Below are 25,647 nucleotides of genomic sequence, written 5' to 3' on the forward strand. Positions count from 1 at the left end.
GTGCGGTCACCGAAAGGCTGCTCGACCCTATCGCGCCGGGACGAAAACCGCAGCGCGCGAGCGGAACCAACCTCCAGCGACTGCAGGCGCGAACCTACCTCGGCGACGTCGGCGCGGCGAGCGCAGCACCGGAGGCCGTCGCCGGCACCGCTCACTGCCGAACGAGAGCACCCGCCCAGTCGCGCACGAGGCCGTACCACTCCGAACCACCGACGGTGGCCACCTCTCCGTGCCCCGCGCCCGGAAAGACGACGAGACGCTTCGGCTCCGGCGCTGCCGCGTACAGCGCGTGCGCGTGCGGCAGCGGCAGCAGTTCGTCCTGGTCGCCGTGCATGATCAGCACCGGGGCGCGGACCCGGCCGATCCGTTGCAGATTCGGATACGCGTTCGGAATCAATGCAGCCGGCAGCAGCGGGTACACCCCGTGCGCGGCATCGCGAAGACCGGTGAACGTGGACATCACCATCAATCCGGCCGGTGGATACCGTTGCGCCAGTTCGAGCACGATCCCGCCGCCGAGCGATTCGCCCAGGTAGAGCACCCGGTCCGCATGCACCCCCGGCTGCGCCAGCAACGTCTCGCGCGCGGCGCGAGCATCCAGATAGGTCCCGTGCTCGGAGGGTTTTCCCGTGCTGCGTCCATAGCCGCGGTAGTCGAAGACCAATGCATCGAAACCAGCCTCGACGAGCATCGCCATCAACGAGACCTGGTCACCGATATTGCCCGCATTGCCGTGTGCGAACAGCACGTGCCCGATCGGATCGCGCGCCGGTACCCACCAGCCGTGCAGGGTTTCCCCGTCGGCGGTCACCGAGGACACGTCGGTGTACTGCAGCCCGAGCTGGTCGGGGGTCTGCAGCAGGGTCCGCTCCGGCCGATAGGTCAATGCGTTGAGGATCGGTGTGGCTGGGTGACGCATGTCTTCATTTCTACCGGACGGGTGGGCGACCGCCACGGGGCGCGCAGGAACGGCGCTCGCGTTCAGCCGCGTAGCCTCGCGTTCAGCCACGTAGCCTCGCGTTCAGCCACGTAGCACAGCGCCCACGGCCTCGGCTGCGGCGGCGACGGCCGCGTCACGCGCCGCACTGGCCTCCTCTTCGGTCAGCGTCCGATCGGCGGCGCGGAAGCGCAAGGCGTAAGCCAGTGATTTACGCCCTTCGCCCGCTTGAGCTCCCTCGTACACGTCGAACAGTGCGATGTCCTCCAACAGTTCGCCGCCGCCGGAGCGCAACGCCGACTCCACCGCTGCCGCCGCAACCATCTTGTCGACGCTCACCGCGACATCCTGCAGCACCGCGGGGAACGGTGACACCGTCGGCGCCGGCCGGGCCTCGTGCAACGGCAGCGCATCCAGGTCGAGTTCGACAGCACAGGTCCGTGGCGGCAGACCCGCACGTTCCAGCACCGCCGGGTGCAGTTCCCCCGCATGCCCGACGACGGTCCCATCGACCACCAGCTCGGCACACCGACCGGGGTGCCACGGTAGGGGGGTGGCGGCGTTGCGGGTCATGTGCACGCCCGCCGCGTCGGCGACCACTTCGGCCAAAGCGAAAACGTCGGCGGCCTCGACCGGGCGGCCGGACCCCCATGGCCCACGCGGGTCGCGGCGCCCGGTCAACACCGCCGCCACGTGCACCGGCTGGGCTGGTAGCGAATCGAACAGCTCGGCCACCTGGGCATCGGTCGGACGTCGATCCACCGGCAGCGCCGGCACCGATCGGGTGGTCGAGTCCGGCAGCACAACCTGGGCGATGCCGTAGATGGCGAGGTCACGCGCACCCCGCGAGATATTGCGGGCGGCCACTTCGAGCAGACCGGGCAACAAGGTGGTGGCCAACTCGGCCCGCTCCACGTCGAGCGGGTTCAGCACTCGGGTCGTAGCCCGGCGCGGGTCGTCGGCGCTCAGCCCCCAGGTGTCGAACACGCCGGCGGGCAGGAAGACCGGCGGTGGAACTTCCACACACCCGGCGAAGGCCAAGGCACGGCTGACCGCTCGCCGGCGGCGCTGCGCCGAGGTGAGTCCTCGGCCTGCCGGTGCGACGGGCAGCACGGACGGAATCCGCTCGAGCCCCTCGAGCCGCAGCACCTCTTCCACCAGATCGGCCGGCCCACTCAGATCCGGGCGCCAACTGGGCGGGGTCACCACCAACTGGCCGTGTCCCGTGGGACTGACACCGACCTCGACGGTGCAGCCGATCTGAGCCAGCCGGCGCGCCGCAGTCCCGGTCGGGTAGGTGACGCCGGCGACGCGATCGGGCAAGTCGATGTCCATGTGAATGGGTTCGGCCGCCGCGACCGCGGCCTGGATGTCGCTGAGCACCGGCTCGACAGTGCCGCCGGCGATCTCGGCGAGCAGCGTGGCCGCGCGGTCGAGCGCGGCAATATTGATCATCGGATCGACAATGCGCTCATACCGTTTGCCTGCCTCGGATACCAGCTTGTGCCGCCGGGCGGTCCGATAGATCGACAGTGGGTTCCAGGTGGCCGCTTCCAACAGAATGTCGGTGCTGTCCGCACTGACCTCGGTACTGGCCCCGCCCATCACTCCAGCCAGCGAGACGACGCCGGAATCGTCGGCGATCACCACGTCCTCCGCGGCGAGAACCCGCTCGACGCCATCCAAGGTCCGCAATGTCTCACCGGCGTTCGCGGTGCGCACCACCAGGGCGCCGGAAATTTTCGCGGCGTCGAAGGCGTGCAGCGGCTGACCCAGCTCGAGCATGACGTAGTTGGTGACATCGACCGCCGGCGAGATCGGGCGCACGCCGGAGAGCAACAATCTGCGCTGCAACCACCACGGGCTGACCGCTGTCGGGTCGATACCGGTGACGCGACGGGCCCCGAAACGGGTACACCGCGAGTCCGGCTCGACCCGAATCGACCAGGCTTCGGTTTCGTGGTCGGGCAGCAACCGCACCGCGGGATCGGCGTATTCGAGATCGAATCCACAAGCCAGTTCCCGGGCCAATCCGCGTACCGAGAAGCAATAGCCGCGATCGGGGGTGATGTTCAACTCGACGACCGTGTCGTGGAGGCCGAGGACCTCGTTGGCGTCGGTGCCCGGCTCGGCGGTGCCCTTCTCCAACACCAGGATGCCGGAATGATCTTTGCCGATGCCGAGTTCGGCAACCGAACAGATCATCCCATGCGAGACATGTCCGTAGGTCTTGCGCGCGGTGATCTGGAATCCGCCGGGCAACACCCCACCCGGCAATACCACCACCACGAGGTCGTCGACCACGAAGTTGCTCGCACCACAGATGATCTGCTGCAACTCGGGTTTGCCGATATCCACCTTGCACAAGCGGATCGGCTTTTTGAACTCGGTCAACTCGGTGATCTCGGCAACTCGACCGACGACCAGCGGCGGCGCGCCATCCGAGGCCGAGCCGCCCTCGCCCGAACCGGCCACCCGGTGCAGCGTATCGAGCTCTTCGACCTCCAGCCCGACCCGGACGAATCCCGCGTCGAGCTCTTGCGGTGTCACCGACCATTCGGGACTGGCGTGCTGGATGATGTCGGTCAGCCAGGACTGTGCTACTCGCACTTGACGTGTCGCTCTCTCGATCGAAGGGAAGGTCAGGACCGGATACCGAAGGGCAGCGTGAAACGCACGTCGCCTTCGACGATGTCACGCATGTCCGGGATGCCGTTGCGGAACTGCAAGGTCCGCTCCAGGCCCATGCCGAACGCGAACCCGCTGTACACCTCGGGATCTATTCCGTTGGCGATCAGCACCTTCGGGTTCACCATGCCGCAGCCGCCCCACTCGACCCAGCCGGCGCCGCCCTTCTTGTCCGGGAACCACACATCGACCTCGGCGGACGGCTCGGTGAACGGAAAGTAGTTGGGGCGCATACGGGTCCGGGTCTGCGGGCCGAACAACGCGCGCCCCAGGGCATCCAGGGTTCCGCGCAAATGGGCCATGGTCAGCCCCTTGTCCACGGCCAAACCCTCGACCTGGGAGAACACCGGGGTGTGGGTGGCGTCCAGTTCGTCGGTGCGGAAGGTGCGTCCCGGGCAGGCCACGTAGATCGGCAGGTCGCGTTCGAGCATCGAGCGCACCTGTACCGGTGAGGTGTGGGTGCGCAGGACCTGACGCGACCCCTCGGGCGCGATGTGGAAGGTGTCCTGCATGGTGCGCGCGGGGTGGTCGGGCAAGAAGTTCAGCGCATCGAAGTTGAAGTGCTCGGTCTCCACCTCGGGGCCTTCGGCGATCTCCCAACCCATCGCGACGAACACGTCGGCGATCTCCTCGGAGATGACCGTGATCGGGTGCCGAGCGCCGAGCGCCGAGCGCCGAGCCGGCAGCGTCACGTCGATGGCTTCGGCGCTCAACACGGCCGCGTCTCGCTCGGCCGACAAGATGGCGCGGCGGGCCTGGTATGCCTCCGACACCCGGGTCCGGGCCACGTTGACCCGTTTGCCGGCGTCGGCCTTCTCCGACTTCGGCAGGCCGCCCAGCGCGCGCTGAGCCAGCGCCAGCGGCGCCTTGCCACCGAGATGCTCGGTCTTCGCGACCGCGAGCGCATCCAGATCCGCGGCAGCGGCGAACGCCTTCTCGGCGGCCGCCGCCGCAGCGGCCAGTGCCTCCTCGGTCAGCGCCGCGTTCGGCTCGCCTGCGTCGATGTCGTCGGCCACGATGCTCAGTCTCTCCCCTGGGAATCGGTTCGCGGGACCGGCTGGGAGCCCGCCCGCATTGCTGCTGGTCGCATCGTATTCGATGCGTCATGAGCGGTTCACGTGGATTACCCTCCACAGTGGACCGAGCGGTCTGTTACCAGCACTCGATACTAGATGTCACGCGGCACCGGTCTACGAGGGCCTGTCGGATCGATAGCGGATGCGGGAATTCGCATATAGGCAGATCGCGGCAGCGGCGGCCAGATTCAGGCTCTCGGCCCGGCCGCGAATAGGAATGCGAATGCGATGGTCGGCACGACGCGCAATCGCCGGGTCGAGGCCATGCGCCTCGTTGCCGAACAACCAGGCAACCGGTCCGGTGAACAGCTCATCGGCATCATCGAGGTCGACCTCACCGTTCGCCGCCGTCGCCAGCACTGCGATCCCCGCCGCCGCCAATGTATCGAGCGTGTCACCGATATCACGATGCCGCGCGATCGGCACATGAAAGATGCTGCCCGCACTGGCGCGCACACACTTGCCGTTGTGCGGGTCGACCGTGTCACCTGCCAATATCACCCCATCCGCGCCCACAGAATCAGCAATCCGGATCACGGTTCCGGCGTTTCCCGGATCGGACAGCTCGACCGGGACCGCCAGCATTCGCGGGGACGCGTCGAGTATCCGCGCGACCGGCACGTCCACCAGGTCGCAGACTGCCACCAGCCCCGGAGCGGTGACGGTTTCACTGAGGTTGCGGGCGGCACGATCGCTGACCAGGGTGCACCGCACCCCGGCCGCCACCGCACCGGCGATCAGTGCACGGTCACGCTCCGCTGCGCTGTGCGCGTAGAACACCTCGCGCACCCGCCCGGTGTCCAACGCCGCAGCAACTGCGTTGGCGCCTTCGGCGAGGAACCGGCCCGCGTGTCGGCGCTGTGAGCCACGGTGCAGCTTGACAGCGGAAACGACCCGCGGATTGCGCCAGTCGACCAAATTCTGATGTGCCATTCTCGAACAATAACGCCCAGCTAGATCGGGCATTTCATGCATGCGGCACCACGCTCTGGGATGAATCTGCTCCGCTCGGCGCTCAGTCGCGCGGCGCAGCTCATCCTCGCGAGGGCCGCTGAATCCGTAGCTGAGGTGTATCCCTCCAGTGGGGTGCAATCGGCCATCCTGCGGCACGCACAGCACCGACCGAAAGTCATCCGCCCCCCATCCAGCGACGCATGGGCGACTGCAGCCCTGATGGCGCGGATCACTCCTGGAGTCCCACCAGTAATCAGGCTCGGAATGGGCTCGGTAGCACTCGCTGATAGGTGTGCGGTGGCGCCACGGTGATCACGTCAGCGAGCTGCACCAACTCGACAGGAACCTCCACACCGAAATGCTCGACGCTGGGCACGATCACAGCAGCAGCATCCACGCGCCACACCACGGTCATCAACCGCACCGTCGCAGAAGTCGTATTCGCGGTGAACACCACTGTCTTCGCCAAGTCATAGCCGAAGAGCTTCGCCAGACTCCGCATCTGAATTTCGTGCCAGTCCTGACGAATACCGGACACATCGCGACGCAGGTAACCGATCGCGGTCGGTTTGATCATCGCCGACCGCCCATCCTGGTGGTTGCATTGTGGGTGAGGAATTCGCGGTAGGCGCGGGATCTGGCCAGTAGCTTGCCCCGGTCGGTGATCCACCATCGCGCCGGTCTGTAATGCGAACTGGCCAGGCAGAGTTACCGATGCAGGTAACCAACTTTGTTGTGTTCGACCAGCGGCTAGTACTGGTGGAAGCAGTATCGGCTGAGCTGACCATTACACAGCCGCGAGAGATAGCGCTATATGGCCGCGCATTCGATATGCTGACCAGGCGATCTGTCACGGGCGATGCAGCACGGGCGCTGATCCAGAAAGAGATAGGCGCTCGGACCCAACCCCAAAGATGGTACTGCTGAGCGGTTTCCAGCTGATGAAGGATCTGCGGCAGCTTTAAGGCTCGCCGGGCGCAGAACCAACAGCAGGACGACTCAGTGTCGATTCCCGAGGCCCTTGTTCCTTTTACCGGCTTCCGCTGCATAAATCCGGATGGAGCGACAGAATTGGCTCTGGCAGCTCACACCTGAACACACCTAGCCTTCAACAACCCGCCCGGTAGCAGGAGGCATCCCATCAGCACCCACGAAATGCTGAACGCCACCGACCAAGACCATTGGCAGCGCAGTAATGGATGAGCTGCTGGATCGGGCACGCGCGGATGCTGATCGGTCACCGACTTGGCATCGGCCTTGATCCGCCAGCCCTCGCGCGGTGGGATCGACGACTAAGGGTCGGTATTGGCCGTTGCCGAGAAATGGCTCACAGACCACGACCTGTCGTGCCGACGGCTGTACGGACCTGATCACGACGTCGTTGGCGTGGTGTGCGAGGTGGGTGGGGCAGTTCGAGGTTCGACATGGGTGTTGGATGCCTGCCTGGATACGGCACCGTTCGGGGACGAGAGCGCCTGGTCGTTTCCACCGACGGCCGGTGACGTGGTCGGGGGCTGGTTGCGTGGTCGGGGCTCCGCCGATTCCAAGAGCGGCGCATCGCTGTTCTGCCATATCGCCGCAGCGGTGGCTCCCCATGCCGACCGTCTCGAGGGGACGTTGGCTGTGCTGCTCGACGTCGATGAACACACTGGCGAGTTCGGGGGCGTCCGGGCGTTTCTCTCCGTTGCGGCGCAGCGCCGATCGGAGGGGTTCTGATCGGACACCCCGGAGCCGATGAGGTTGTCGTCGGCGGCAGGGGTGTCCTTCGTGCCCGCCTGCATGTGTTCGGTGTGGCCGAACATTCAGGTGCGTCCCAGCCTTCCGCGGCCAATGCGGTAGGTCGGGCTGCGTTCCTGATCCGGGCCTTGGATGGGGTGGACCTTCTTGCGGGCGAGACAGGCGCGTTTCCGCTGCCGCCGAGCTCGATCGCGTCCTTCCTGCGCCCAGACCGACCATAGTGGAGACGATCCTGGCCTGGCCACCGTTTCTCCTGGGTGAGCACGACCAGCCCGCGGCGGCGCTGTTGGCCGGGGCCCGGGAGGCCGGGTTGAACCCTAGGCCGAAGGTAGCCGTCCCGTCGAATATCGGAAATCTATTGAGCACACTCGGTATTCGCGCCACGGCGGGATTCGGTTTGCGCTACCGGGGCCTGCACGGCACCGACGAATGTGTAGACCTGGACACGCTGCCAGCTGTTCATGCCGCCTACCACCGCTGCGTGAGGTCACTTCTGAAAATCGATTTGTAAATGCAGGTCGGTCAGCAGCGCCTCAGCAGTGGGGATCAGGTACGGTTCCTGGTCCGCTAGCGTCGTACGGACCGATTGTTGCCCACGGCACTTCCGAATGTCCGACATAACAAAGGTGACTGCGCATCGGTGCCACCTTGCACCAGCCGACCTACATCGACAGCGAACTCCGACACCGTCCACCCTACGAGCCAAGACCACACGAACCCGGCTCCTGGGTGGCTGCTCGGTCTTGCATACGGAGGATACGATCAACCACGCGAGCTCTTGCGCCGCTCCGCCGATGTCGGCAAGCATCATCTTGCCGACCGAACGCTGTCGACACAGCAGGCGGTCTGCCCCGCCGAAATCGGCGACACGCCCGACGAGGCCGCGACAAGAGGCCGAATTTCAACCGAATCGGAGCTACCAATGAATAGCGCTGCCGGACCGAGGAACGCGCCCACAGGAAACGTTGACACTACCCCGGGCAATTCCCCGCTGACCGATCCGCCGGCGGACTACTGCCCGCCCGGAGCGGCCAAGTGGTTCACCTTGCCCGACGGAGAGAATGCCGGCGCGAAGATCTTCTTCGCCGACTACCAGATCGGCGACGGCGAGCCCGAGGCGACGGTTGTTCTGGTTCACGGTAATCCGGAGTGCTCGTACTCGTATCGACATGTCGTCAACGAGCTCGGGTCCCTTGCTACGAAGCCCCTTCGAATAGTCGTGATGGACCACATCGGATTCGGGCTATCCGACCAGGCCACGTTCGAGATGATCGATATGCACCAAGCGCACAACCTCAGGCGCCTCGTGGAGCATCTGGACCTTCGAGGCATCACCCTTGTCGTTCACGACTGGGGCGGCCCGATAGGTATCGGTGCTCTTCTGCTCGAGAATCACACACGCGTCAAGAACTTGGTCGTGCTGAACACCACGGTGTTCCCATTGCCGAAGGATGGATTGAATTTCACCAACTTCCCGGTCCCCTGGCGGCGACTGTCCTGGCATGCCAGCCCAGATCTGTTCCCGTCGTCCATCTGGGGAACGTGGGCCGCGATTGCCGTTCACGCGACACCGGGATCAACGCCGAAATTGTTCTACAACACGCTGAAGAATTTCGCCCGGGCAGTACTGGGTCTGGCTCCCGATTCTTGGAATGTCTACAAGACGATGCTCAGCACGAAGGCCAACGCCAACAGCAGCAAACGCTTCGTTCGACACACCAAGTCCTGGGGCCATGGATACACCTACAAGACCTCGATTGGAACCGTCGACAATCGGGCTTTCTACCAGCGCATCCAAAGCGAAATCGGCGAGAAGTGGGGCCCGAAGGGCGGAAACATCCCGATCCGGATGCTCTTCGGTTCCTGGGACCCGCTTGCACAGCCCAGTGTGATCGAGCAGTGGACCGAGGCGCTGCCACAGCTGCGCGGCAACATCCAGGTGTTCGCGGACACCTCGCACTTTGTGGCAGAGCACAAAGGCCCAGAAATCGCCCAAGCCATCATCGACGTCAACGGTCTATAGATAGAGGGGATCGTGACCCCAGACACGTTCTCACGGAGAGTCATTCATCGATCTCATGCGCTCCAAGACCGTGTCACCCATCCCGCCACGGCCTCGGTCCGGGCGAGATGGGTGACGTCGGCGACGCGCTCGCTCAAGCGGCCGGCGCGTTGACGTCCTGCGGCAGAGCGGCCTTGGCAATCGCGACCAGGCCGGCGAAAGCCTCGGCATCCGACACCGCGAGCTCGGCGAGCATCTTGCGGTCCACCTCGACGCCAGCGGCCTTCAGGCCCTGCATGAAGCGGTTGTAGGTGATGTCGTTGATCCGCGCCGCGGCGTTGATGCGGGTGATCCACAACTTACGGAAATCGCCTTTGCGCGCGCGGCGGTCGCGGTAGGCGTAGGTGAGCGAGTGCAGCTGCTGCTCTTTGGCCTTGCGGTACAGCCGCGAGCGCTGGCCGCGGTATCCCTTGGAGGCCTCGAGAATGGAGCGGCGCTTCTTGTGAGCGTTGACAGCCCTCTTGACGCGTGCCACTGGTCAGTCCTGTTCGATCTGGGGCGCACTCTGCGCCCGGGAATGGGTCGGGGGTGGCGCCGGAGACACTCCGGTCACGGGGTGCCGGCTCGTGCGCTGCGGCGCGGTCAGATACCCAGTAGCTTCTTCACGCGACGAACGTCGGCGGCGGCCACGGCCTCCGTGCCTTCCAGACGACGAGTCCGACGGGTGGGCTTGTGCTCGAACAGGTGGCGGCGGTTGGCCTGCTGGCGACGCAGTTTGCCGCTGCCGGACACCTTGAATCGCTTCGAGGCGCCGCTGTGACTCTTCATCTTCGGCATGGGTTCCTCTATCTGTCGTCCTGGCGATCGACGAGATCGCCGATGTGTGATCGGTGTTACCGCGGACCTGTTGTCCCGGCCTGACCCGCGGGAGGCCGTGCGCCGGTCGTAGGGCGGGGCGCTTGGCGCGGGGCCGACTCCTGCTGCGCCTTCGCCCGCGTCTTCGCGCCCTTGTGTGGGGCGAGAACCATGGTCATGTTGCGACCATCCTGCTTGGCGGACGTTTCCACGAAACCGAGGTCGGCAACATCGGAGGCCAACCGCTGCAACAATCGGAAGCCGAGTTCGGGGCGGGACTGCTCTCGTCCCCGGAACATGATCGTCACCTTGACCTTGGACCCGGCCTCGAGAAACCGAACGACATTGCGCTTTTTGGTCTCGTAGTCGTGGTCGTCGATCTTCGGTCGGAGCTTCTGCTCCTTGATCACGGTCTGCTGCTGATTCTTGCGAGACTCGCGCGCCTTCTGCGCCGTCTCGTACTTGAATTTGCCGTAGTCCATGATCTTGCAGACCGGTGGACGGGCATCGGGCGCCACCTCGACCAGATCGAGGTCGGCTTCGAGGGCGACGCGTAGGGCATCTTCCACACGCACGATCCCAACCTGCTCGCCGCCGGGTCCGATAAGTCGGACCTCGGGAACCCGGATGCGATCGTTGATGCGGGTCTCAGTGCTGATAGGGGGGCCTCCTAGGTCAAGCGGTGTCGTCGGACGACCGCACGCAACAAGTGCAACCCCTATCCAACACAAAGGCCCGGTACGTGTATTCCACGTACAGGGCCCGATGTCGACCGATCGCCGATCGCGAGTTCCCTCGGATCGCCTCTCGCGTGCCGGTCCTCATTCGAGAACCGTGGAACGAGAAACCCGCCTCGCCAGGCGGGCGACCGGACCGCTGACCGAACGTGTACTCGCCGGCAACGGTGGGAGTCGGGCTCCACTTGTCGACCCCGATCGAAATCGGGGCGGTCGTCAGGGGCAGTTTAACATTCTGTTCCGCTATCGCCGAATCGGGACGAAAGCCGCGCGCAAGCCGACCGCGTGTCCCGCATGGACAGGCAGGGTCCGGGAGCGCCTGCGCGTACACCGTCCCCCATCGCTCGGGCCGCTCGAGCGGTGCTGCGCGGCGCCGCTAGCCTGAAGCGCATGACCGACGAGCTCGACGCTGCTGTACGCGACCTGGCCGACATCCCCGCGGTGGAGGTGATCAGCCGCGCGTGCGTGATGCTGATGAGCTCGGCAGCAGAGAAACTCGGCTTGGCCGACGAGAATCCCGACGCCAGCCCGCGCCGCGACCTCGACGAGGCGCGGCGCGTGATCACCGCGCTCGCCGGCCTGGTTTCTGCATCGGTGGAGTACCTGGGACCGCACGCCGGACCGATCCGTGAGGGCCTGCAGTCACTCCAGCGCGCCTTCCGTGAAGCATCCGCCCACCCCGACGAACCCGGCAAAGGTCCCGGCGAGAAGTACACCGGCCCGGTCTACTGATCTCCGATACCCGAACCGCTGCCGGCTATCCGGCCTTCGACCGCGCGCCGGCCGCGGCCTTCTTCGCTCCACGCCTGGCGGCGACCCGCGCGCCGGCTGTCTTCTTCACCGAACTCCGCTGCCCGCCCACCGACGAAGCCGGCGGGCGGTTCAGTGCCGCACGCAGGAACTGTCCCGTATAGCTGCAGTCCACGGCCGCGACGTCTTCGGGCGTGCCCTGAGCGACCACGGTGCCGCCGCCGGACCCACCTTCGGGACCCATGTCGATGATCCAATCGGAGGTCTTGATGACATCCAGATTGTGCTCGATGACGATCACCGTGTTGCCCTTGTCCACAAGGCCGTTGATCACCGACAGCAGCTTGCGGATGTCCTCGAAGTGCAGTCCGGTGGTCGGCTCGTCGAGGATGTACACCGTGCGACCGGTCGACCGCTTCTGCAACTCGGCGGCCAGTTTCACCCGCTGGGCCTCACCGCCGGACAAGGTGGGGGCACTCTGGCCCAAGCGCACGTACCCGAGCCCGACATCTACCAGCGTCTTGAGATAGCGGTGGATCGAGGTGACCGGTTCGAAGAATTCGGCCGCCTCCTCGATCGGCATGTCCAACACCTCGGAGATGGTCTTGCCCTTGTAGTGCACCTCCAGTGTTTCCCGGTTGTAGCGGGCGCCATGGCACACCTCACACGGGACGTAGACATCGGGCAGAAAGTTCATCTCGATCTTCAACGTGCCGTCGCCGGAGCAGGCCTCGCAGCGGCCGCCTTTGACATTGAACGAGAACCGGCCCGGCTGATAACCCCGCACCTTCGCCTCGGTGGTCGCCGCGAACAGCGTACGGATCTTGTCGAAAACTCCGGTGTACGTGGCCGGATTCGACCGCGGAGTACGACCGATCGGTGACTGGTCGACCTGCACCAGTTTGTCCAGCTGGTCCAGACCCTTGACTCGGGTGTGCCGACCGGGCACCTGCCGGGCGCCATTGAGCCGGTTGGCCAGCACCATCGCCAGAATGTCGTTCACCAGCGTCGACTTCCCGGATCCGGAGACACCGGTCACCGAGGTGAGCACACCGAGCGGGAAGCTGACGTCGATGCCCGCGAGGTTGTGTTCGATGGCTCCGACAACGGTGATCTGTCGCTTCTTCGCGACCGGGCGACGCATCAGCGGCACCTCGATCTGCTCCCGACCGGAGAGATAGGCGCCGGTCAGCGACTTCGGCTCGGCCAGCAACTGCTCGTAGGGCCCGCTGTGCACCACGGCGCCGCCGTGCTCGCCGGCGAACGGCCCGATATCGACCACCCAGTCCGAGGCTCGGATGGTGTCCTCGTCGTGTTCGACGACGATCAAGGTGTTGCCGAGATTACGCAGCCGGGTCAGGGTCTCGATCAGCCTGCGGTTGTCGCGTTGATGTAGACCGATGGACGGCTCGTCGAGCACGTAGAGCACACCGACCAGACCGGAGCCGATCTGGGTGGCGAGCCGGATGCGCTGGGCCTCACCACCGGAGAGCGTGGCGGCCGCACGCGACAGCGTCAAGTACTCCAGGCCGACGTCGAGCAGAAAGCCCAATCGCGCCTGCACTTCTTTGAGCACCTGCCCGGCGATGGCGGTCTCGCGCTCCCCCAGGGTCAACGAGTTCAAGAACGTGGAGCATTCGCCGATGGACAGGTCGCATACCGCGGCGATGGACTTCTTGTCACCGTTCGCGGCGATGGTGACTGCGAGAACTTCCGGGCGCAATCGCGCACCGTCGCATACCGGGCACGGAGTGTCGCGCATGTACCCGTCGTAGTGCTCTTTCATCTGCTCGGATTCGGTATTCGCCAAACGCCGCTGCAGAAATGGCATCACTCCCTCGAAATCCGCGTAGTACGAGCGGGTGCGGCCGTAGCGGTTGGTGTAGGACACGTGTACTTGGTCGGCGCTGCCTTCCAGCACGGCCTTGCGGGCTTTGGACGACAGCTCCCGCCACGGGGTGTCCATGGAGAAGCCCACGGAATCGGCCAAGCCGGACAGCAGCCGCGCGAAGTACTCGGAGGTCTGGCCGCGCGACCACGGAGCGATCGCGCCGTCGTTCAGACTCAACGCCGGATCGGGCACCACCAGGTCCGGGTCGACTTCCTTGCGGATACCCAAGCCGGTGCAATCCGGACACGCCCCGTAAGGAGAGTTGAACGAGAAAGACCGCGGCTCCAGATCCTCGATATCCAGCGAGTGGGCATTCGGACAGGCGAGCCGTTCGGAGAAACGACGCTCCCGGTCGTGCGCGTGTTCGTCGCGATCGACGAAATCGAGCACGACGATGCCATCGGCCAGCCGCAGCGCGGTCTCGATCGAATCCGTCAGACGCTGCTTGGAGCTCGGCTTCACCGCCAAGCGATCGATGACGACCTCCACATCGTGCTTCTCCTGCTTCTTCAGCTTCGGCGGCTCGGTGAGCGGATACACCACGCCATCGACCCGGACGCGGGAGTAACCCTGGCCGTTGAGCTGGTCGAACAAGTCGACGAACTCGCCCTTGCGCGTACGGACGACCGGGGCCAGCACCTGAAAGCGGACACCGGCCGGCATGGCGAGCACCTGGTCGACAATCTGCTGCGGCGTCTGCTTGGCGATCAACTCGCCACACACCGGACAGTGTGGGGTACCGGCTCTGGCGTACAGCAGCCGCAGGTAGTCGTATACCTCGGTGATGGTGCCGACGGTGGAGCGCGGATTGCGGTTGGTCGACTTCTGGTCGATGGACACCGCGGGCGAGAGCCCCTCGATGAAGTCCACGTCCGGCTTGTCCATCTGGCCCAGGAACTGCCGCGCATACGCCGACAACGACTCGACATAGCGTCGCTGCCCTTCGGCGAAGATGGTGTCGAAGGCCAAACTCGACTTCCCGGAGCCGGACAGACCCGTGAACACGATCAAGCTATCCCGGGGGAGATCCAAGTCGACTCCCTTCAGGTTGTGCTCCCGAGCTCCACGCACAGTGAGGCGTTCCGCCACCAGCCGTCCCTTCTTCGTCGTCTCCAGCATCCAACTCCCCCGTCCGCCATGCTAGGCATCGACGCCGACAACTTTCGCCGAGCACCCTGCACCTGGAACAATGGCCGGCATCCGGCAGCCGGACCCACAGCGAGCGTCAGGAGACCGCACTGGCGCCGCGCCCGGACGGACGGCCCGGATGCGCCGGTATCGACCCGACGCCTGGGAAATGCAGCATGCATCACGATCGCCGGATCGAATCGAGTGCCGTGCCAGTACTGTGATCGACAGAACAACGTGGGCGGTGGGCTCGCGACCGCTTCCACAGCAGTCCGTGTCTCCGGGCAGCCGGGGCGGCTCCGGCATTCGGGGCGCCATCCGGCCGTCGGGGTCGACGATCGGGGTTCGAAGTGGGTGATGACAAGCCAGCCGACGGCATCGACGGTGCCGCCCAGGCAGACGCATGCTATCGCTCTCTCGTAGAGCGGCTGCCGGACGGAATCTGGGTGCACGACGGGACCGCGGTCGTCTACGCCAATCCCGCGACGCTGCGGCTACTCGCCGCCGACAGCGCCGACCAGGTGGTCGGTCGCCCGCTGACCGACTTCGTCCACCCCACGTCTATTTCGGCGCTGCTCGATCGGGCCCGCACCCTGACCCTTGCGGGCCCAGCCGGCGCACCGGCGGAGACGACGCTACTGCGACTGGACGGCGTCGGAATTTCGGTCGAGACGGTCTCGGTGCTGACCACATGGCACGGCCACCCGGCCTACCAAGTGGTCATCCACGATCTCACTGCGCAGCACCATGCCGAGGCCGCCCGGCGGCGGGCCGAGCACTACTTCACCACGGTCGTCTCCCAACTGGAGGAGGGTGTCGTGGTGATCGATCCGGAGGGTCGGATCGAAGCGATGAATCCCGCCGCCGAGCGCATCTTCGGCACCGAGCGCTCCGACGAGCAGGTGATCGGCCACACGATCCAGTCGCTGCCCCTGGTTCTGCTGGATGCGAATGCCCAGCCACTGCCCCCGAGCCGCCACCCCATCGCACGCACGCTCGCTACCGGCGAGACCATCACAGGCTACGTTTTCGGCGTCGACCGCGACGATGGGCAACGCCGTTGGCTATCGGGCAGCAGCCGGCTACTCAATCCCGACGACGCGCGCTCCTCGGCGGTGTCCTCCTTCGCGGACATCACCGAGTTCCGAGCCAGCCGCAGGCAACTCGAATACCAGGCGACACACGATTCGCTCACCGGCCTGGGCAACCGGTCGTTGATCTTGTCGCGATTGGCGACCGCGCTGGCCAGCACCGCAGAAGAACAGCCGGTGTCGACCGTGCTGTTCATCGACCTGGACGGATTCAAAGCGATCAACGACACGCTGGGACATGCCATCGGCGATACCGTCCTGCAGATCGTGGCCCAGCGTCTGCAACGCGCGCTGCGCAGCGACGACATCGTCGGCCGGCTCGGCGGCGACGAATTTCTCGTGCTGTTGTTCGGCATCACTCGTCCGCAGGACACCGAGGCACTGGTCGCTCGACTGCGCAAAACGACGGCCGAACCGATCGTCGCACGGGGGCACCGCATCGAGGTGAACGCCTCGATCGGCGTCACCGAACTGCGCAGCTGTGATCCACGCACCCCTGAAGGCGTCCTCCACGACGCGGATCTGGCGATGTATCGCGCGAAGCCGGCCCGACGCCACCAGGGCACCATCACCCCGGGCCGGCCCGGCACCTCCCAGGTTTCCTGACCTGGTGGCGTCGAGCGCCGAACCGATAGGCGCATCGTCCACCGGGCACCGGACCCTCCCCACGCGCGGGCGCAGCGATTCGACCGCACGCCCCCGATCGCGCTCACGACACCTGCACCGACCACGAACGTGCGACAACCCCAGTACACTCGGCAGCCCTGCCTTCCCAGCGTCGACTCGCCGGCCTGGGTGGCGTGTGCCCGGCCTTCGCGGTGACAAGGAGTTCAGCTTGCCCGACCTCACTCAGGACCGTGCCGCTCACGTGAGCGCCGCCGAGCGGACCCGCGAGACGGAACTGGAACAGTCCTATCTTTCGGTGCTGTACGACCGATTGGACGAGATGCGCACATATGCACGCACTCGGCTGCGCACCGTGTTGTTGGAGACCGGCGGCACCCCGCAGGCCCGCAGCGAGCGCGAGTCCTTCACCCAGCTCTACACCGAAGACCTGGCGAAATACGATGCCGCAGAACACGGTTTGTGCTTCGGCCGGATCGATCTCGACGGCGAGCACGCGGAACACCACTACATCGGTCGAATCGGCATCCTCGACGAGAAGAACGACTACGACAGCCTGCTGCTGGACTGGCGGGCCCCGCTGGCGCGGCCGTTCTATCTGGCGACCACCGCGGCTCCGCAGGGAGTGACCCGGCGCCGACACATCCGCTCACGCAACCGCACGGTCACCGCGATCACCGACGAGTACCTCGACCTGGAGGCCGCGCACCGCGCCGGCGTCACCGCCTCCGACGGCGGTGTCGGCAGCGAGAGCGCGCTGCTGACCGCCCTCGACGCCGCCCGGACCGGCCACATGAGCGACATCGTCGAGACCATCCAGCACGAGCAGGACGCCATCATCCGGTCCGAGCACAAGAGCATACTGGTCGTACAAGGCGGGCCGGGTACGGGCAAGACCGCCGTCGCGCTGCACCGGGCCGCGTACCTGCTGTACACCTACCGCCAGCAACTGGCCAAGAGCGGTGTGCTCATCATCGGGCCGAACGCCACCTTCCTGGACTACATCGGCCAGGTGCTGCCCTCACTCGGCGAAACCGGCGTCCTGCTGTCGACCATCGGCAACCTCTATCCCGGGGTGCGCGCGACCCGCACGGATTCCCTGCGCGCAGGTGAGATCAAAGGTTCGCTGGCGATACTCCCGGTGCTCAAACAGGCGGTCCGAGACCGCGCGGAGGTTCCCACCGAACCGATCCGATTGACCTTCGACAGCTATCCGGTGGTCCTGGACCGCAAACTCGCCAGCAAGGCCCGCGGCCGCGCACGGTCCTCACGCCGTCCACACAATCTGGCCCGGCCGATCTTCGCCACTGCGGTGATCGATGCGCTGACCGAGCAACTCGCCCACACCATGGGCGCCGACCCCGCCGGCGGTCCCAGCCTGCTGGATTCGACCGATCTCGCCGACATTCGGGACGAGATGCGCACCGACCCGCAGATTCAGGCCGCCATCGGCAGTCTGTGGCCGATACTGTCTCCGCAGCAGGTGCTGACCGATCTGCTGTCGGATCCGGAACGACTCGACCGGGCCGCGAGGTCGCTGCCCGCGGTCGATCGTGCCGAACTGCTCCGCCCGGACGACGGACAGTTCAGCGCCGCCGACGCGCCGCTGTTGGACGAACTGGCCGAACTACTCGGCGTGGACGACGCCGCGGAGCGCGAGCGCGCACGTCGCCGGTGGCGCGCGCAGATCGCCGAAGCGCAAGATGCGCTGGACATTCTGACCGGATCTGCGCCGCAGGATCTCGAAGACGAACTCGACCCGGAAATCCTCATGGCCTACGACCTGATCGACGCCCGACAACTGGCCGAACGTCACGACATGCGTACCCGGCAGACGACCGCGGAACGCGCCGCCGGGGACCGCACCTGGACCTACGGGCACGTCATCATCGACGAGGCGCAAGAACTGTCGGAGATGGCCTGGCGCATGGTGATGAGACGCATCCCGAATCGGTGGGTCACCGTGGTCGGTGACATCGCGCAGACCGGCGACCCTGCCGGCACGTCGTCGTGGCAGCGCCGACTGGAAACCTACGTCGCCGCTCGATGGAAATTGACCGAATTGACCGTCAACTACCGCACGCCCACCGAGATCATGGATGTCGCCGCGGACGTGCTCGCTGCCATCGACCCTGCGGCGGCCGCACCACGCTCGATCCGCCGGACAGGCGTCGCACCTCGCGCCTATCGCGTCGATTCCCGTGATGTGGCCGCGCAGGTCGCCCGACTGGTCGCCTCCGAGACCGGCGCGGGCATCGTTGCGGTCATCGCACCCCAAGCGCTGGTGGCACCGCTACACCACGTGGCGAGAGACTCCGTGCAGGTACTGACGGTGCACGAGGCGAAGGGCCTCGAGTTCGACACGGTCTACGTGGTCGAGCCGCAAGACATCATCGATGCATCTCCACGTGGCCTCAACGATCTCTACGTGGCCCTCACTCGTGCCACCCAACGGCTCGGCGTTGTGCACAGCGCCGAGCTGCCGGACGTGCTCGGCCGACTCGCCCACGCGGCCGCGGCCGCTGCCGAACAATGAAGACTGCACCGTTACACCACCGTCGACCGCGGCTCGACATGTACCTGTCGGCGGGAATTCGACGCTCGGCGGTGATTCAGCATACGGCGGGGGCTCAGCGTACGGTGTGCACGATCAACACATCCGAGCGCGACTTGCGCGCTACATCGGAGGGCACCGAACCCAGCAAGCGTCCGGCCAGGGTGTTGAGCCCTCGGTTGCCGACCACGAGCAGGTCGGCCTCGACTTCTTTGACCAAGGACAGCAAAGACTCGACCGGCTCACCGACAACGGCTCGCTCGACGATGTCGGCCGCCCCCGCCGCCGTCGCTTTTTCCCGTGCGATGCGCAGAATCTCGGTAGTCGGTGCCGAACCGTGCACCTGGTATGCCTCCTCCTTGAGCACATCGGAGGCAGCTGCCAGATCACGATCGTCGGTCGGGAAGTACGCGCAGGCCACAACCAGCGTCGCCTCGGATACGCCGGCCAACGCGCCGGCCTTCTCGACGGCGACGTACGACGAGTCCGAGCCATCGGTACCGACGACAATGGTTCGGTAGACGGTCATGCTGTCCTCCAACTGTGCAATAGGTCAGATGCTGGGGCGGCGGCGCCTCGGTGGGAATTCCCGAGACGACAGCGCAGCACTGTGCTCGACCCTAGCGGCTGACGGTACGGTGATTTTGCAGAACCGACCGACATCACATTCGATGTGATCGATTGCTTCCCGGCGCCGATTCGACCGGAACGGTAGGAAATGCACGGCCATCCAGCACCGCCGCCATTTTTTCGATCTCACCCATCGTATGACGAATCGAACCGCGTTGAGACCCTAGGATATTCATCACAGAGCATTTCGGCGGGAGAATACCGAATCCTACGAGTGGCACAGGATCACTATGGCCTATCCCCGAACCTCGCCAACCGAATCGCGGGATCTTTTGGCGTACTCTCCTGGGGCGACACCGACTTCCGCGGTGAACTCACGAGTGAAGTGGGCCTGGTCGAAGTAGCCGAGTTCGGTAGCCAGCACGGCGAGAGCGTCGGTACAGCCCCTGGCGAGCAATTCGGCACCGTCCTGTAGGCGGTAGCGCCGCAACACCCATTTCGGCCCTGCGCCGACGTATCGCCGAAACATGCGTTGCAGCGTGCGCAGGGGCATGTCGAAGCGTTCGGCGACCTGATCGACTCTGGTCAGCCGGGGGTCGGTGGCCATGGCATCGACTATCCGCAGCACTCGGTGATAGGTCGGATCGTGGCCCACCCGGAGGGCCGCGAGATACTCTTGCACCACTGCGCGGCGCTGCTCGTCGGTGGGCGCCGCGAGCACCCGCTCGGTCACGCCCGCGGCATTCGGCATCACATCGATGATGTCTACGGCACGGTCGCGAAACACTCCGACATCGAGTCCGGTGAACGCGCCGAAACCACCCGCCCGAAATCGAACACCGAACGTATCCCCGAGTCCACTCAGTTCCCGAACGAATGTGGCGGTATACACGCCGTTGACGAATCCGCCGGTACCACTGTCGGAGCGTTCGAAGGTGAGGTTCACGCTCGGATACGACAGTACCCGTGCACGATACGGCGACCTGTCGCGCAGATCCCAGCGCACCGCCCAGTACCACTCGACGTAGCGATCCATCACGCCAGTCGGCGACAAACGAGTCAGCGTGCGATGCGCGGCCTGCTCCCCAGGATAGAGAATGCCCTTGGTATCGGCGGGCACCACGGGATTTCTGGCCGGCATCGGCCTCACGGTCGATGGTTCGCCACGGTGCGACACGATGGCGCTTTCCTACAAGACCTGTCGACCGTCGGCTGCCAGGCTCGTGCCATGACCAACACCGTGAATCCCATCGCCGACGGGTACCACTCGATCACCTGCTTCCTCCCGGTCGAGGACGGGAACGCCGCCATCGAGTTCTACGACGCGGTCTTCGGTGCGGAAGTGCTCGGACGCAACGACCTGCCCAATGGTAGGCCCGCGCATGCGGAACTGAAGATCGGGGACTCTACAGTGCAGGTGGGGATGCCAGTCCCGGACCGAGGAGTGCTGGCCCCGAACGGGGAATGGGTCCACACCTCGATCGTGCACTACTGTCCCGATGTCGACGCCGTCGTGCGACGCGCCAGGAAGCACGGCGCTCGTGTCGTGGAACAGCCACAGACGTTCGTGACCGGCGACCGCTACGGCGCGATCATCGATCCGTTCGGCCACCGGTGGGTGATCCTCACCCGGGTCGAGCAGGTCTCCCGTGAGGAGGCCAAGCGTCGCGTCGAGGAATGGATGGCCACCCAGACATAGCATTGCGCCTGCCTCGCCGGTCGGCGTGCCCTTGGCCTGCCGCACCGGTGCGGTCAACTCAACCCTGCGGCGTCCATACCGCGCAATTCCTTTTTCAGGTCGGCGATCTCGTCGCGCAATCGCCCGGCGAGTTCGAACTGCAGCTCGCGGGCCGCGTTCATCATCTGATCAGTGAGTTCTTTGACCAGGTCGGCGAGCTCGGCACGCGGCATCGCCTTCACATCACGGCCCTCGTAGACGCCCGAGCTCACCGCACGACCGGGCTCGCCTTGCGCGCGACGACCGCGGCTCGCATTGCGGCCCGAACCGCCGACCTCCACCTCGGTCTCGTCGGCTTCCTGGTAGACCTGATCGAGGATGTCGGCGATCTTCTTGCGCAACGGCATCGGATCGATGCCCATCGCCTCGTTGTAGGCGATCTGTTTCGCGCGGCGCCGCTCGGTCTCGTCGATGGCGTACTGCATCGAATCGGTGATCTTGTCCGCGTACATGTGCACTTCGCCCGAGACATTGCGCGCCGCGCGCCCGATCGTTTGGATGAGCGCGGTGGTACTGCGCAGAAACCCTTCCTTGTCGGCGTCGAGAATCGCCACCAAGGACACCTCGGGTAGGTCGAGGCCCTCGCGCAGCAGGTTGATACCGACCAGGACGTCGTATTCGCCGAGCCGCAGCTGTCGCAGCAACTCGACGCGGCGCAGCGTGTCGATCTCCGAGTGCAGATAGCGCACCCGGACTCCCAGTCCGAGGAGGTAGTCGGTGAGGTCCTCGGCCATCTTCTTGGTCAGCGTGGTGACCAGCACCCGCTCATCGCGTTCGGTGCGGTCCCTGATCTCGTGGATCAAATCGTCGATCTGCCCCTTCGTCGGCTTGACCACCACCTGGGGGTCGACCAGGCCGGTCGGACGAATCACCTGCTCGACCACCTCGCCGCCGGTTCGCCCCAGTTCATAGGGGCCCGGCGTCGCCGACAGGTAGATCGTCTGGCCGATGCGATCGGCGAATTCCTCCCAGGTCAGCGGCCGGTTGTCCACCGCAGAGGGGAGGCGGAACCCGTATTCGACGAGGTTGCGCTTGCGGGACATGTCACCTTCGAACATCCCGCCGATCTGCGGCACGGTGTTGTGCGACTCGTCGATGACGAGCAAGAAGTCTTCCGGGAAGTAGTCCAGCAAGGTCGCAGGCGCCGATCCGGCCGCACGCCCATCGATGTGGCGCGAGTAGTTCTCGATACCGGAACAGAATCCGACCTGTCGGATCATTTCCACGTCGTACTGGGTGCGCATCCGCAACCGCTGCGCCTCGAGCAATTTGCCCTTGCGCTCCAACAGCGCGAGTTGCTCCTCCAACTCTGCCTCGATATCGCGCACCGCGCGCTCCATCCGCTCCGGTCCGGCCACGTAGTGGGTAGCCGGAAATATCCGCAGCATGTCGACGCGACGCACAACATCACCGGTGAGCGGGTGCAAATAGTAGAGCGCTTCGATCTCGTCGCCGAAGAACTCGATGCGAACCGCGAGTTCCTCATAGGAGGGAATGATCTCCACGGTGTCCCCCCGCACCCGGAAGGACCCCCGGGTGAAGGCCATGTCGTTGCGGGTGTACTGCACATCGACCAGCAACCGCAGCAGTCGATCCCGATCGACATCGCCGCCCACCTGCAACGACACCGACCGGTCGAGATACGACTGTGGGGTGCCCAGTCCGTAGATACACGACACCGATGCGACGACCACGACGTCGCGACGAGACAACAGGCTGGAGGTCGCCGAGTGGCGCAGACGCTCGACGTCGTCGTTGATCGAGCTGTCCTTCTCGATGTAGGTATCCGTCTGGGCGATGTACGCCTCGGGTTGGTAGTAGTCGTAGTAGGAGACGAAGTACTCCACGGCATTGTTCGGGAGCATCTCGCGAAGCTCATTGGCCAACTGGGCGGCGAGTGTCTTGTTCGGCGCCATTACCAGTGTCGGCCGCTGCACGCGCTCGATCAGCCAGGCGGTGGTGGCCGACTTGCCGGTACCGGTGGCGCCGAGCAGCACCACGTCGCGTTCCCCGGCCCTGAGCCTGCGCTCCAATTCATCGATCGCGCCCGGCTGGTCTCCAGCCGGCTGATGCTCGCTGACCACATCGAACCGGCCGCCGACGCGCTCGATCTCGCCGACCGGACGGAACTCCGAGTGCGCGAGAGGCTGGGCGCCGGCCCTGTTCTGGAAGCCCTCCGCTGGTATCTCGGTTGCGAATGCCATACCGACCAGCCTAGGCCCAGCCGCCGACAGATACCGAGGGCGTCGGCGGCCTCGGCTGCGAGGTGGTCCTACCAGGGCGCCGACGGTGCCCCGAGCATGCACCCACACCGACCTACCGATTGCCGCACTCGGCTCGACGTGTACGGCGCGGCGGTGGATTCTTGATGCATGACGCAGGCACCCATCGTCGATGTACACCGACCCAAAGTCGAGTACTTCAACATCGCGGATCTGACCAATACGGATCCGAAGGGCTACGTACGCTCGGTCGAGCGATACCACGTCGAACCGTGGGGTCTCTACATGGCGCGCACCTCGGACCATCCCCAGTTCCACTATATGGAGTCCTGGTTGCTGCCCGAGCTGTTCATTCGCACAACCGTATTCCACTTTCACCCGGCCCATCGCCGCGATCAGGACTACTACCTCGACGTGGGTGAATTCACCAAGATCGCACCGAAGAAGTGGAAGGCCGTCGACCACTACCTCGACCTCGTCGTGCGCTCATCGCGCGAAACCCAGCTGCTCGACGTCGATGAACTCCTCGCCGCGCACGCCGCTGGGCTGCTCACCCCGGCCGAGGCCGAAGCTGCCGTCCAACACGCGACTGCCGCCATCGACGGCATCGCCGCGCACGGACACAGCTTCGAAGGCTGGATGGAGTCCATGGACATCACCCTGACGTGGTTGTAGCCCTTGCAACGGTCACGACGGCCATCGCCGATCCGACGCGGACGACGTCAGCGGTCACGCCAGGCCAGAGCCCGTGGATACGCGGCGGAAAACCACGGCCGCTTGACAGTGAGGTACGCCTCCAACGCGTCCGCCCCGGCCGCAGCCCCTGCCTCGGCTTCACCGGCGCGCTTGACTGCGAGGTATTCCGCACAAACGGCCGGTTCCGCCCGCAACCAGTCTCGAAACAGCAGCGCGTACTGCTGACCGGGTGAGTCCGCGACACGAACGTGCACATTCGCCAACCGGCCGGGGTCGGCACTCTGATGAAAACGCTTGGACCACACCGTGGTATCGATCCCGGTCGACCCCGGCAGTGGTACCGGATCATCATGGGTCACGTCGGGTCGGCACGGAAATCCCGCCGCGCCGAGGGCGTCTCGCAGGCAGTCGGCGGCATCTAGATCGGAAACCGTTATCTGCAGGTCGATTACGTCTTTGGCAGGCAGGCCCGGCACCGACGTCGAGCCGATGTGGTCGATGCGGGACGCGGCTGACCCGCAGGCGGCCCAGAGCCGGGCGATCAGTCGCTGCGCCTGTGCGGGCCACTCGAGATCAGGAGGCACGACCCGGATTTCGCCGTGAAGTCGGGCCGGCGTCCCGGTACGCAGGTTGTGCTCGAACGCAGTCAGTCGTCGCTCCCAGAGTCGGCCGACCGCGGCTTCGACCTCTCCGGGGGCGCCGCTGTTGTCGAGCAGCACGTCGGCCACCGCACGGCGCTGGTCGTCGGTGGCTTGCTTCGCGATACGCGCTCGCGCATCGGCTTCGGCGACTCCGCGGAATTCGACCAGCCGACGAATTCTGGTTTCGCTGTCGACCTCGACGACCACGACCAGATTCATCAACGGCGCGAGTCCGTTTTCCACGAGCAGGGGAATATCTTGTACCACAATCGCGTCCGAGGGCGCGGCGGCGATCAACTCCGCAGTGCGCTTTCCGACCAGCGGGTGCGTGATCGCGTTGAGTTTCGCCCGCGCCTGGTCATCCCCGAATGCTCTGGCTGCCAGTGCGGGCCGATCGAGCGCGCCGTCCGCGCCCACGATATCGGCGCCGAATGCCGCGACGAGCGCCGCGAGACCTTCGGTACCCGGCGCGACCACCTCCCGTGCGATCAGATCGGAATCGATGACCACCGCGCCGAGGTCGGCCAATGCCCGCGCCACGGTCGACTTGCCCGCACCCATGCCTCCGGTGAGGCCGATTCGTAACATCCGATCAGTTTCGCATCCCGAAGCAGCCGCCGTTCACTGCCCTACGTTCAGGGCGGACACCACTGTCGGAGCGATCCGCCACGACGACGTCGTCCGCCCCGAGACCGACATTCCCACAGCGGCCGATACCAGTACCCACTGCAGCTACACAATTCACCATTTGCTCCA

The 25,647-nt window shown here is 65.5% G+C and carries 22 protein-coding genes; 9 read left to right on the forward strand and 13 right to left on the reverse strand.

The genetic code is table 11. From position 1 onward, the window contains the following. Positions 1–151: 151 nt before the first annotated feature. From K940_RS0110400 to K940_RS0110420, 5 genes are all read right to left on the reverse strand, one after another. Complete coding sequence (locus K940_RS0110400) at positions 152–919, reverse strand: alpha/beta hydrolase (protein WP_028477488.1); 768 nt, start codon at positions 917–919, stop codon at positions 152–154. A gap of 102 nt (positions 920–1,021) precedes the next feature. Beyond that, positions 1,022–3,547, reverse strand: a complete 2,526-nt coding sequence (gene pheT / locus K940_RS0110405) for a phenylalanine--tRNA ligase subunit beta (RefSeq protein WP_028477489.1) — start codon at positions 3,545–3,547, stop codon at positions 1,022–1,024. Between the two features lie 32 nt (positions 3,548–3,579). Then, positions 3,580–4,641, reverse strand: a complete 1,062-nt coding sequence (gene pheS / locus K940_RS0110410; RefSeq protein ID WP_028477490.1) for a phenylalanine--tRNA ligase subunit alpha — start codon at positions 4,639–4,641, stop codon at positions 3,580–3,582. Positions 4,642–4,815: 174 nt separating this feature from the next. After that, positions 4,816–5,634: an RNA methyltransferase gene (locus K940_RS0110415; protein ID WP_028477491.1), complete on the reverse strand. Its 819-nt coding sequence runs from the start codon at positions 5,632–5,634 to the stop codon at positions 4,816–4,818. A gap of 274 nt (positions 5,635–5,908) precedes the next feature. After that, entirely contained in the window at positions 5,909–6,232 is a 324-nt protein-coding gene (locus K940_RS0110420) for a hypothetical protein (protein WP_028477492.1), read from the reverse strand. A gap of 137 nt (positions 6,233–6,369) precedes the next feature. On the opposite strand from K940_RS0110420, the gene K940_RS33530 reads away from it, so the two are divergent. The 4 genes from K940_RS33530 (at position 6,370) to K940_RS30730 (ending at position 9,415) form a co-directional block, all read left to right on the forward strand. Then, positions 6,370–6,582 carry a Scr1 family TA system antitoxin-like transcriptional regulator gene (locus tag K940_RS33530; RefSeq protein WP_231390317.1) on the forward strand — a complete coding sequence of 71 codons (213 nt, stop codon included), beginning with the start codon at positions 6,370–6,372 and terminating at the stop codon, positions 6,580–6,582. Between the two features lie 378 nt (positions 6,583–6,960). After that, positions 6,961–7,371 (forward strand): M20/M25/M40 family metallo-hydrolase, encoded by a 411-nt coding sequence (locus K940_RS32930; RefSeq protein WP_028477493.1) that lies wholly within the window; start codon positions 6,961–6,963, stop codon positions 7,369–7,371. Positions 7,372–7,612: 241 nt separating this feature from the next. Continuing rightward, positions 7,613–7,903 (forward strand): hypothetical protein, encoded by a 291-nt coding sequence (locus tag K940_RS32935; protein WP_028477494.1) that lies wholly within the window; start codon positions 7,613–7,615, stop codon positions 7,901–7,903. 411 nt (positions 7,904–8,314) lie between these two features. Beyond that, positions 8,315–9,415 carry an alpha/beta fold hydrolase gene (locus K940_RS30730; protein WP_155980808.1) on the forward strand — a complete coding sequence of 367 codons (1,101 nt, stop codon included), beginning with the start codon at positions 8,315–8,317 and terminating at the stop codon, positions 9,413–9,415. Between the two features lie 133 nt (positions 9,416–9,548). On the opposite strand, the gene rplT is transcribed toward K940_RS30730, so the two are convergent. From rplT to infC, 3 genes are all read right to left on the reverse strand, one after another. Beyond that, on the reverse strand, positions 9,549–9,929 hold the full coding sequence (gene rplT / locus K940_RS0110445) for a 50S ribosomal protein L20 (protein ID WP_028477495.1): 381 nt from the start codon (positions 9,927–9,929) through the stop codon (positions 9,549–9,551). Positions 9,930–10,036: 107 nt separating this feature from the next. Next, the gene (gene rpmI, locus K940_RS0110450; protein WP_028477496.1) at positions 10,037–10,231 is read right to left on the reverse strand and encodes a 50S ribosomal protein L35; all 195 of its coding nucleotides are present in this window, start codon (positions 10,229–10,231) and stop codon (positions 10,037–10,039) included. 56 nt (positions 10,232–10,287) lie between these two features. Then, positions 10,288–10,971: a translation initiation factor IF-3 gene (gene infC, locus K940_RS0110455; protein ID WP_081706289.1), complete on the reverse strand. Its 684-nt coding sequence runs from the start codon at positions 10,969–10,971 to the stop codon at positions 10,288–10,290. Between the two features lie 405 nt (positions 10,972–11,376). On the opposite strand from infC, the gene K940_RS0110460 reads away from it, so the two are divergent. Next, complete coding sequence (locus tag K940_RS0110460) at positions 11,377–11,718, forward strand: DUF1844 domain-containing protein (RefSeq protein ID WP_036528193.1); 342 nt, start codon at positions 11,377–11,379, stop codon at positions 11,716–11,718. Between the two features lie 25 nt (positions 11,719–11,743). Here the strand turns inward: K940_RS0110460 and uvrA are convergent, their stop codons facing one another. After that, positions 11,744–14,716, reverse strand: a complete 2,973-nt coding sequence (gene uvrA, locus K940_RS0110465; RefSeq protein WP_028477499.1) for an excinuclease ABC subunit UvrA — start codon at positions 14,714–14,716, stop codon at positions 11,744–11,746. Between the two features lie 389 nt (positions 14,717–15,105). On the opposite strand from uvrA, the gene K940_RS0110470 reads away from it, so the two are divergent. After that, the gene (locus K940_RS0110470; RefSeq protein WP_028477500.1) at positions 15,106–16,452 is read left to right on the forward strand and encodes a diguanylate cyclase domain-containing protein; all 1,347 of its coding nucleotides are present in this window, start codon (positions 15,106–15,108) and stop codon (positions 16,450–16,452) included. A gap of 229 nt (positions 16,453–16,681) precedes the next feature. Next, positions 16,682–19,006 (forward strand): 3'-5' exonuclease, encoded by a 2,325-nt coding sequence (locus K940_RS0110475; RefSeq protein WP_369797494.1) that lies wholly within the window; start codon positions 16,682–16,684, stop codon positions 19,004–19,006. Positions 19,007–19,100: 94 nt separating this feature from the next. Here K940_RS0110475 and K940_RS0110480 read toward each other — a convergent pair whose 3' ends face one another. Together K940_RS0110480 and K940_RS0110490 are read right to left on the reverse strand one after the other, a co-directional pair. Continuing rightward, on the reverse strand, positions 19,101–19,553 hold the full coding sequence (locus K940_RS0110480) for a universal stress protein (RefSeq protein WP_028477502.1): 453 nt from the start codon (positions 19,551–19,553) through the stop codon (positions 19,101–19,103). A 336-nt stretch (positions 19,554–19,889) separates the two neighbouring features. Further along, a complete protein-coding gene (locus tag K940_RS0110490; RefSeq protein ID WP_036528197.1) occupies positions 19,890–20,735 on the reverse strand; it encodes an AraC family transcriptional regulator in 846 nt (281 codons plus the stop codon). An 87-nt stretch (positions 20,736–20,822) separates the two neighbouring features. Between K940_RS0110490 and K940_RS0110495 the strand changes: the two genes are divergently transcribed. After that, positions 20,823–21,293, forward strand: a complete 471-nt coding sequence (locus K940_RS0110495; protein WP_028477504.1) for a VOC family protein — start codon at positions 20,823–20,825, stop codon at positions 21,291–21,293. Positions 21,294–21,346: 53 nt separating this feature from the next. Here the strand turns inward: K940_RS0110495 and uvrB are convergent, their stop codons facing one another. Continuing rightward, positions 21,347–23,536, reverse strand: coding sequence for an excinuclease ABC subunit UvrB (gene uvrB / locus K940_RS0110500; RefSeq protein ID WP_028477505.1), 2,190 nt, complete (start codon positions 23,534–23,536; stop codon positions 21,347–21,349). A gap of 168 nt (positions 23,537–23,704) precedes the next feature. On the opposite strand from uvrB, the gene K940_RS0110505 reads away from it, so the two are divergent. Further along, a complete protein-coding gene (locus K940_RS0110505) occupies positions 23,705–24,229 on the forward strand; it encodes a DUF402 domain-containing protein (protein ID WP_028477506.1) in 525 nt (174 codons plus the stop codon). 47 nt (positions 24,230–24,276) lie between these two features. On the opposite strand, the gene coaE is transcribed toward K940_RS0110505, so the two are convergent. Continuing rightward, positions 24,277–25,479 carry a dephospho-CoA kinase gene (gene coaE, locus K940_RS0110510; RefSeq protein ID WP_028477507.1) on the reverse strand — a complete coding sequence of 401 codons (1,203 nt, stop codon included), beginning with the start codon at positions 25,477–25,479 and terminating at the stop codon, positions 24,277–24,279. Between the last annotated feature and the right edge of the window lie 168 nt (positions 25,480–25,647).

This window comes from Nocardia sp. CNY236 (assembly GCF_000482385.1).
Taxonomy (GTDB): Bacteria; Actinomycetota; Actinomycetes; order Mycobacteriales; family Mycobacteriaceae; genus Nocardia.

Excerpts from the sequence above, each read along its gene's own strand:
- K940_RS0110400 (WP_028477488.1), bottom strand. The coding sequence starts at position 919 with ATGCGTCACCCAGCCACACCGATCCTCAACGCATTGACCTATCGGCCG.
- K940_RS0110415 (WP_028477491.1), bottom strand. The coding sequence starts at position 5,634 with ATGGCACATCAGAATTTGGTCGACTGGCGCAATCCGCGGGTCGTTTCC.
- K940_RS0110420 (WP_028477492.1), bottom strand. The coding sequence starts at position 6,232 with ATGATCAAACCGACCGCGATCGGTTACCTGCGTCGCGATGTGTCCGGT.
- K940_RS33530 (WP_231390317.1), top strand. The coding sequence starts at position 6,370 with ATGCAGGTAACCAACTTTGTTGTGTTCGACCAGCGGCTAGTACTGGTG.
- K940_RS30730 (WP_155980808.1), top strand. The coding sequence starts at position 8,315 with ATGAATAGCGCTGCCGGACCGAGGAACGCGCCCACAGGAAACGTTGAC.
- rpmI (WP_028477496.1), bottom strand. The coding sequence starts at position 10,231 with ATGCCGAAGATGAAGAGTCACAGCGGCGCCTCGAAGCGATTCAAGGTG.
- K940_RS0110460 (WP_036528193.1), top strand. The coding sequence starts at position 11,377 with ATGACCGACGAGCTCGACGCTGCTGTACGCGACCTGGCCGACATCCCC.
- K940_RS0110480 (WP_028477502.1), bottom strand. The coding sequence starts at position 19,553 with ATGACCGTCTACCGAACCATTGTCGTCGGTACCGATGGCTCGGACTCG.
- K940_RS0110490 (WP_036528197.1), bottom strand. The coding sequence starts at position 20,735 with ATGCCGGCCAGAAATCCCGTGGTGCCCGCCGATACCAAGGGCATTCTC.
- K940_RS0110495 (WP_028477504.1), top strand. The coding sequence starts at position 20,823 with ATGACCAACACCGTGAATCCCATCGCCGACGGGTACCACTCGATCACC.
- uvrB (WP_028477505.1), bottom strand. The coding sequence starts at position 23,536 with ATGGCATTCGCAACCGAGATACCAGCGGAGGGCTTCCAGAACAGGGCC.
- K940_RS0110505 (WP_028477506.1), top strand. The coding sequence starts at position 23,705 with ATGACGCAGGCACCCATCGTCGATGTACACCGACCCAAAGTCGAGTAC.
- coaE (WP_028477507.1), bottom strand. The coding sequence starts at position 25,479 with ATGTTACGAATCGGCCTCACCGGAGGCATGGGTGCGGGCAAGTCGACC.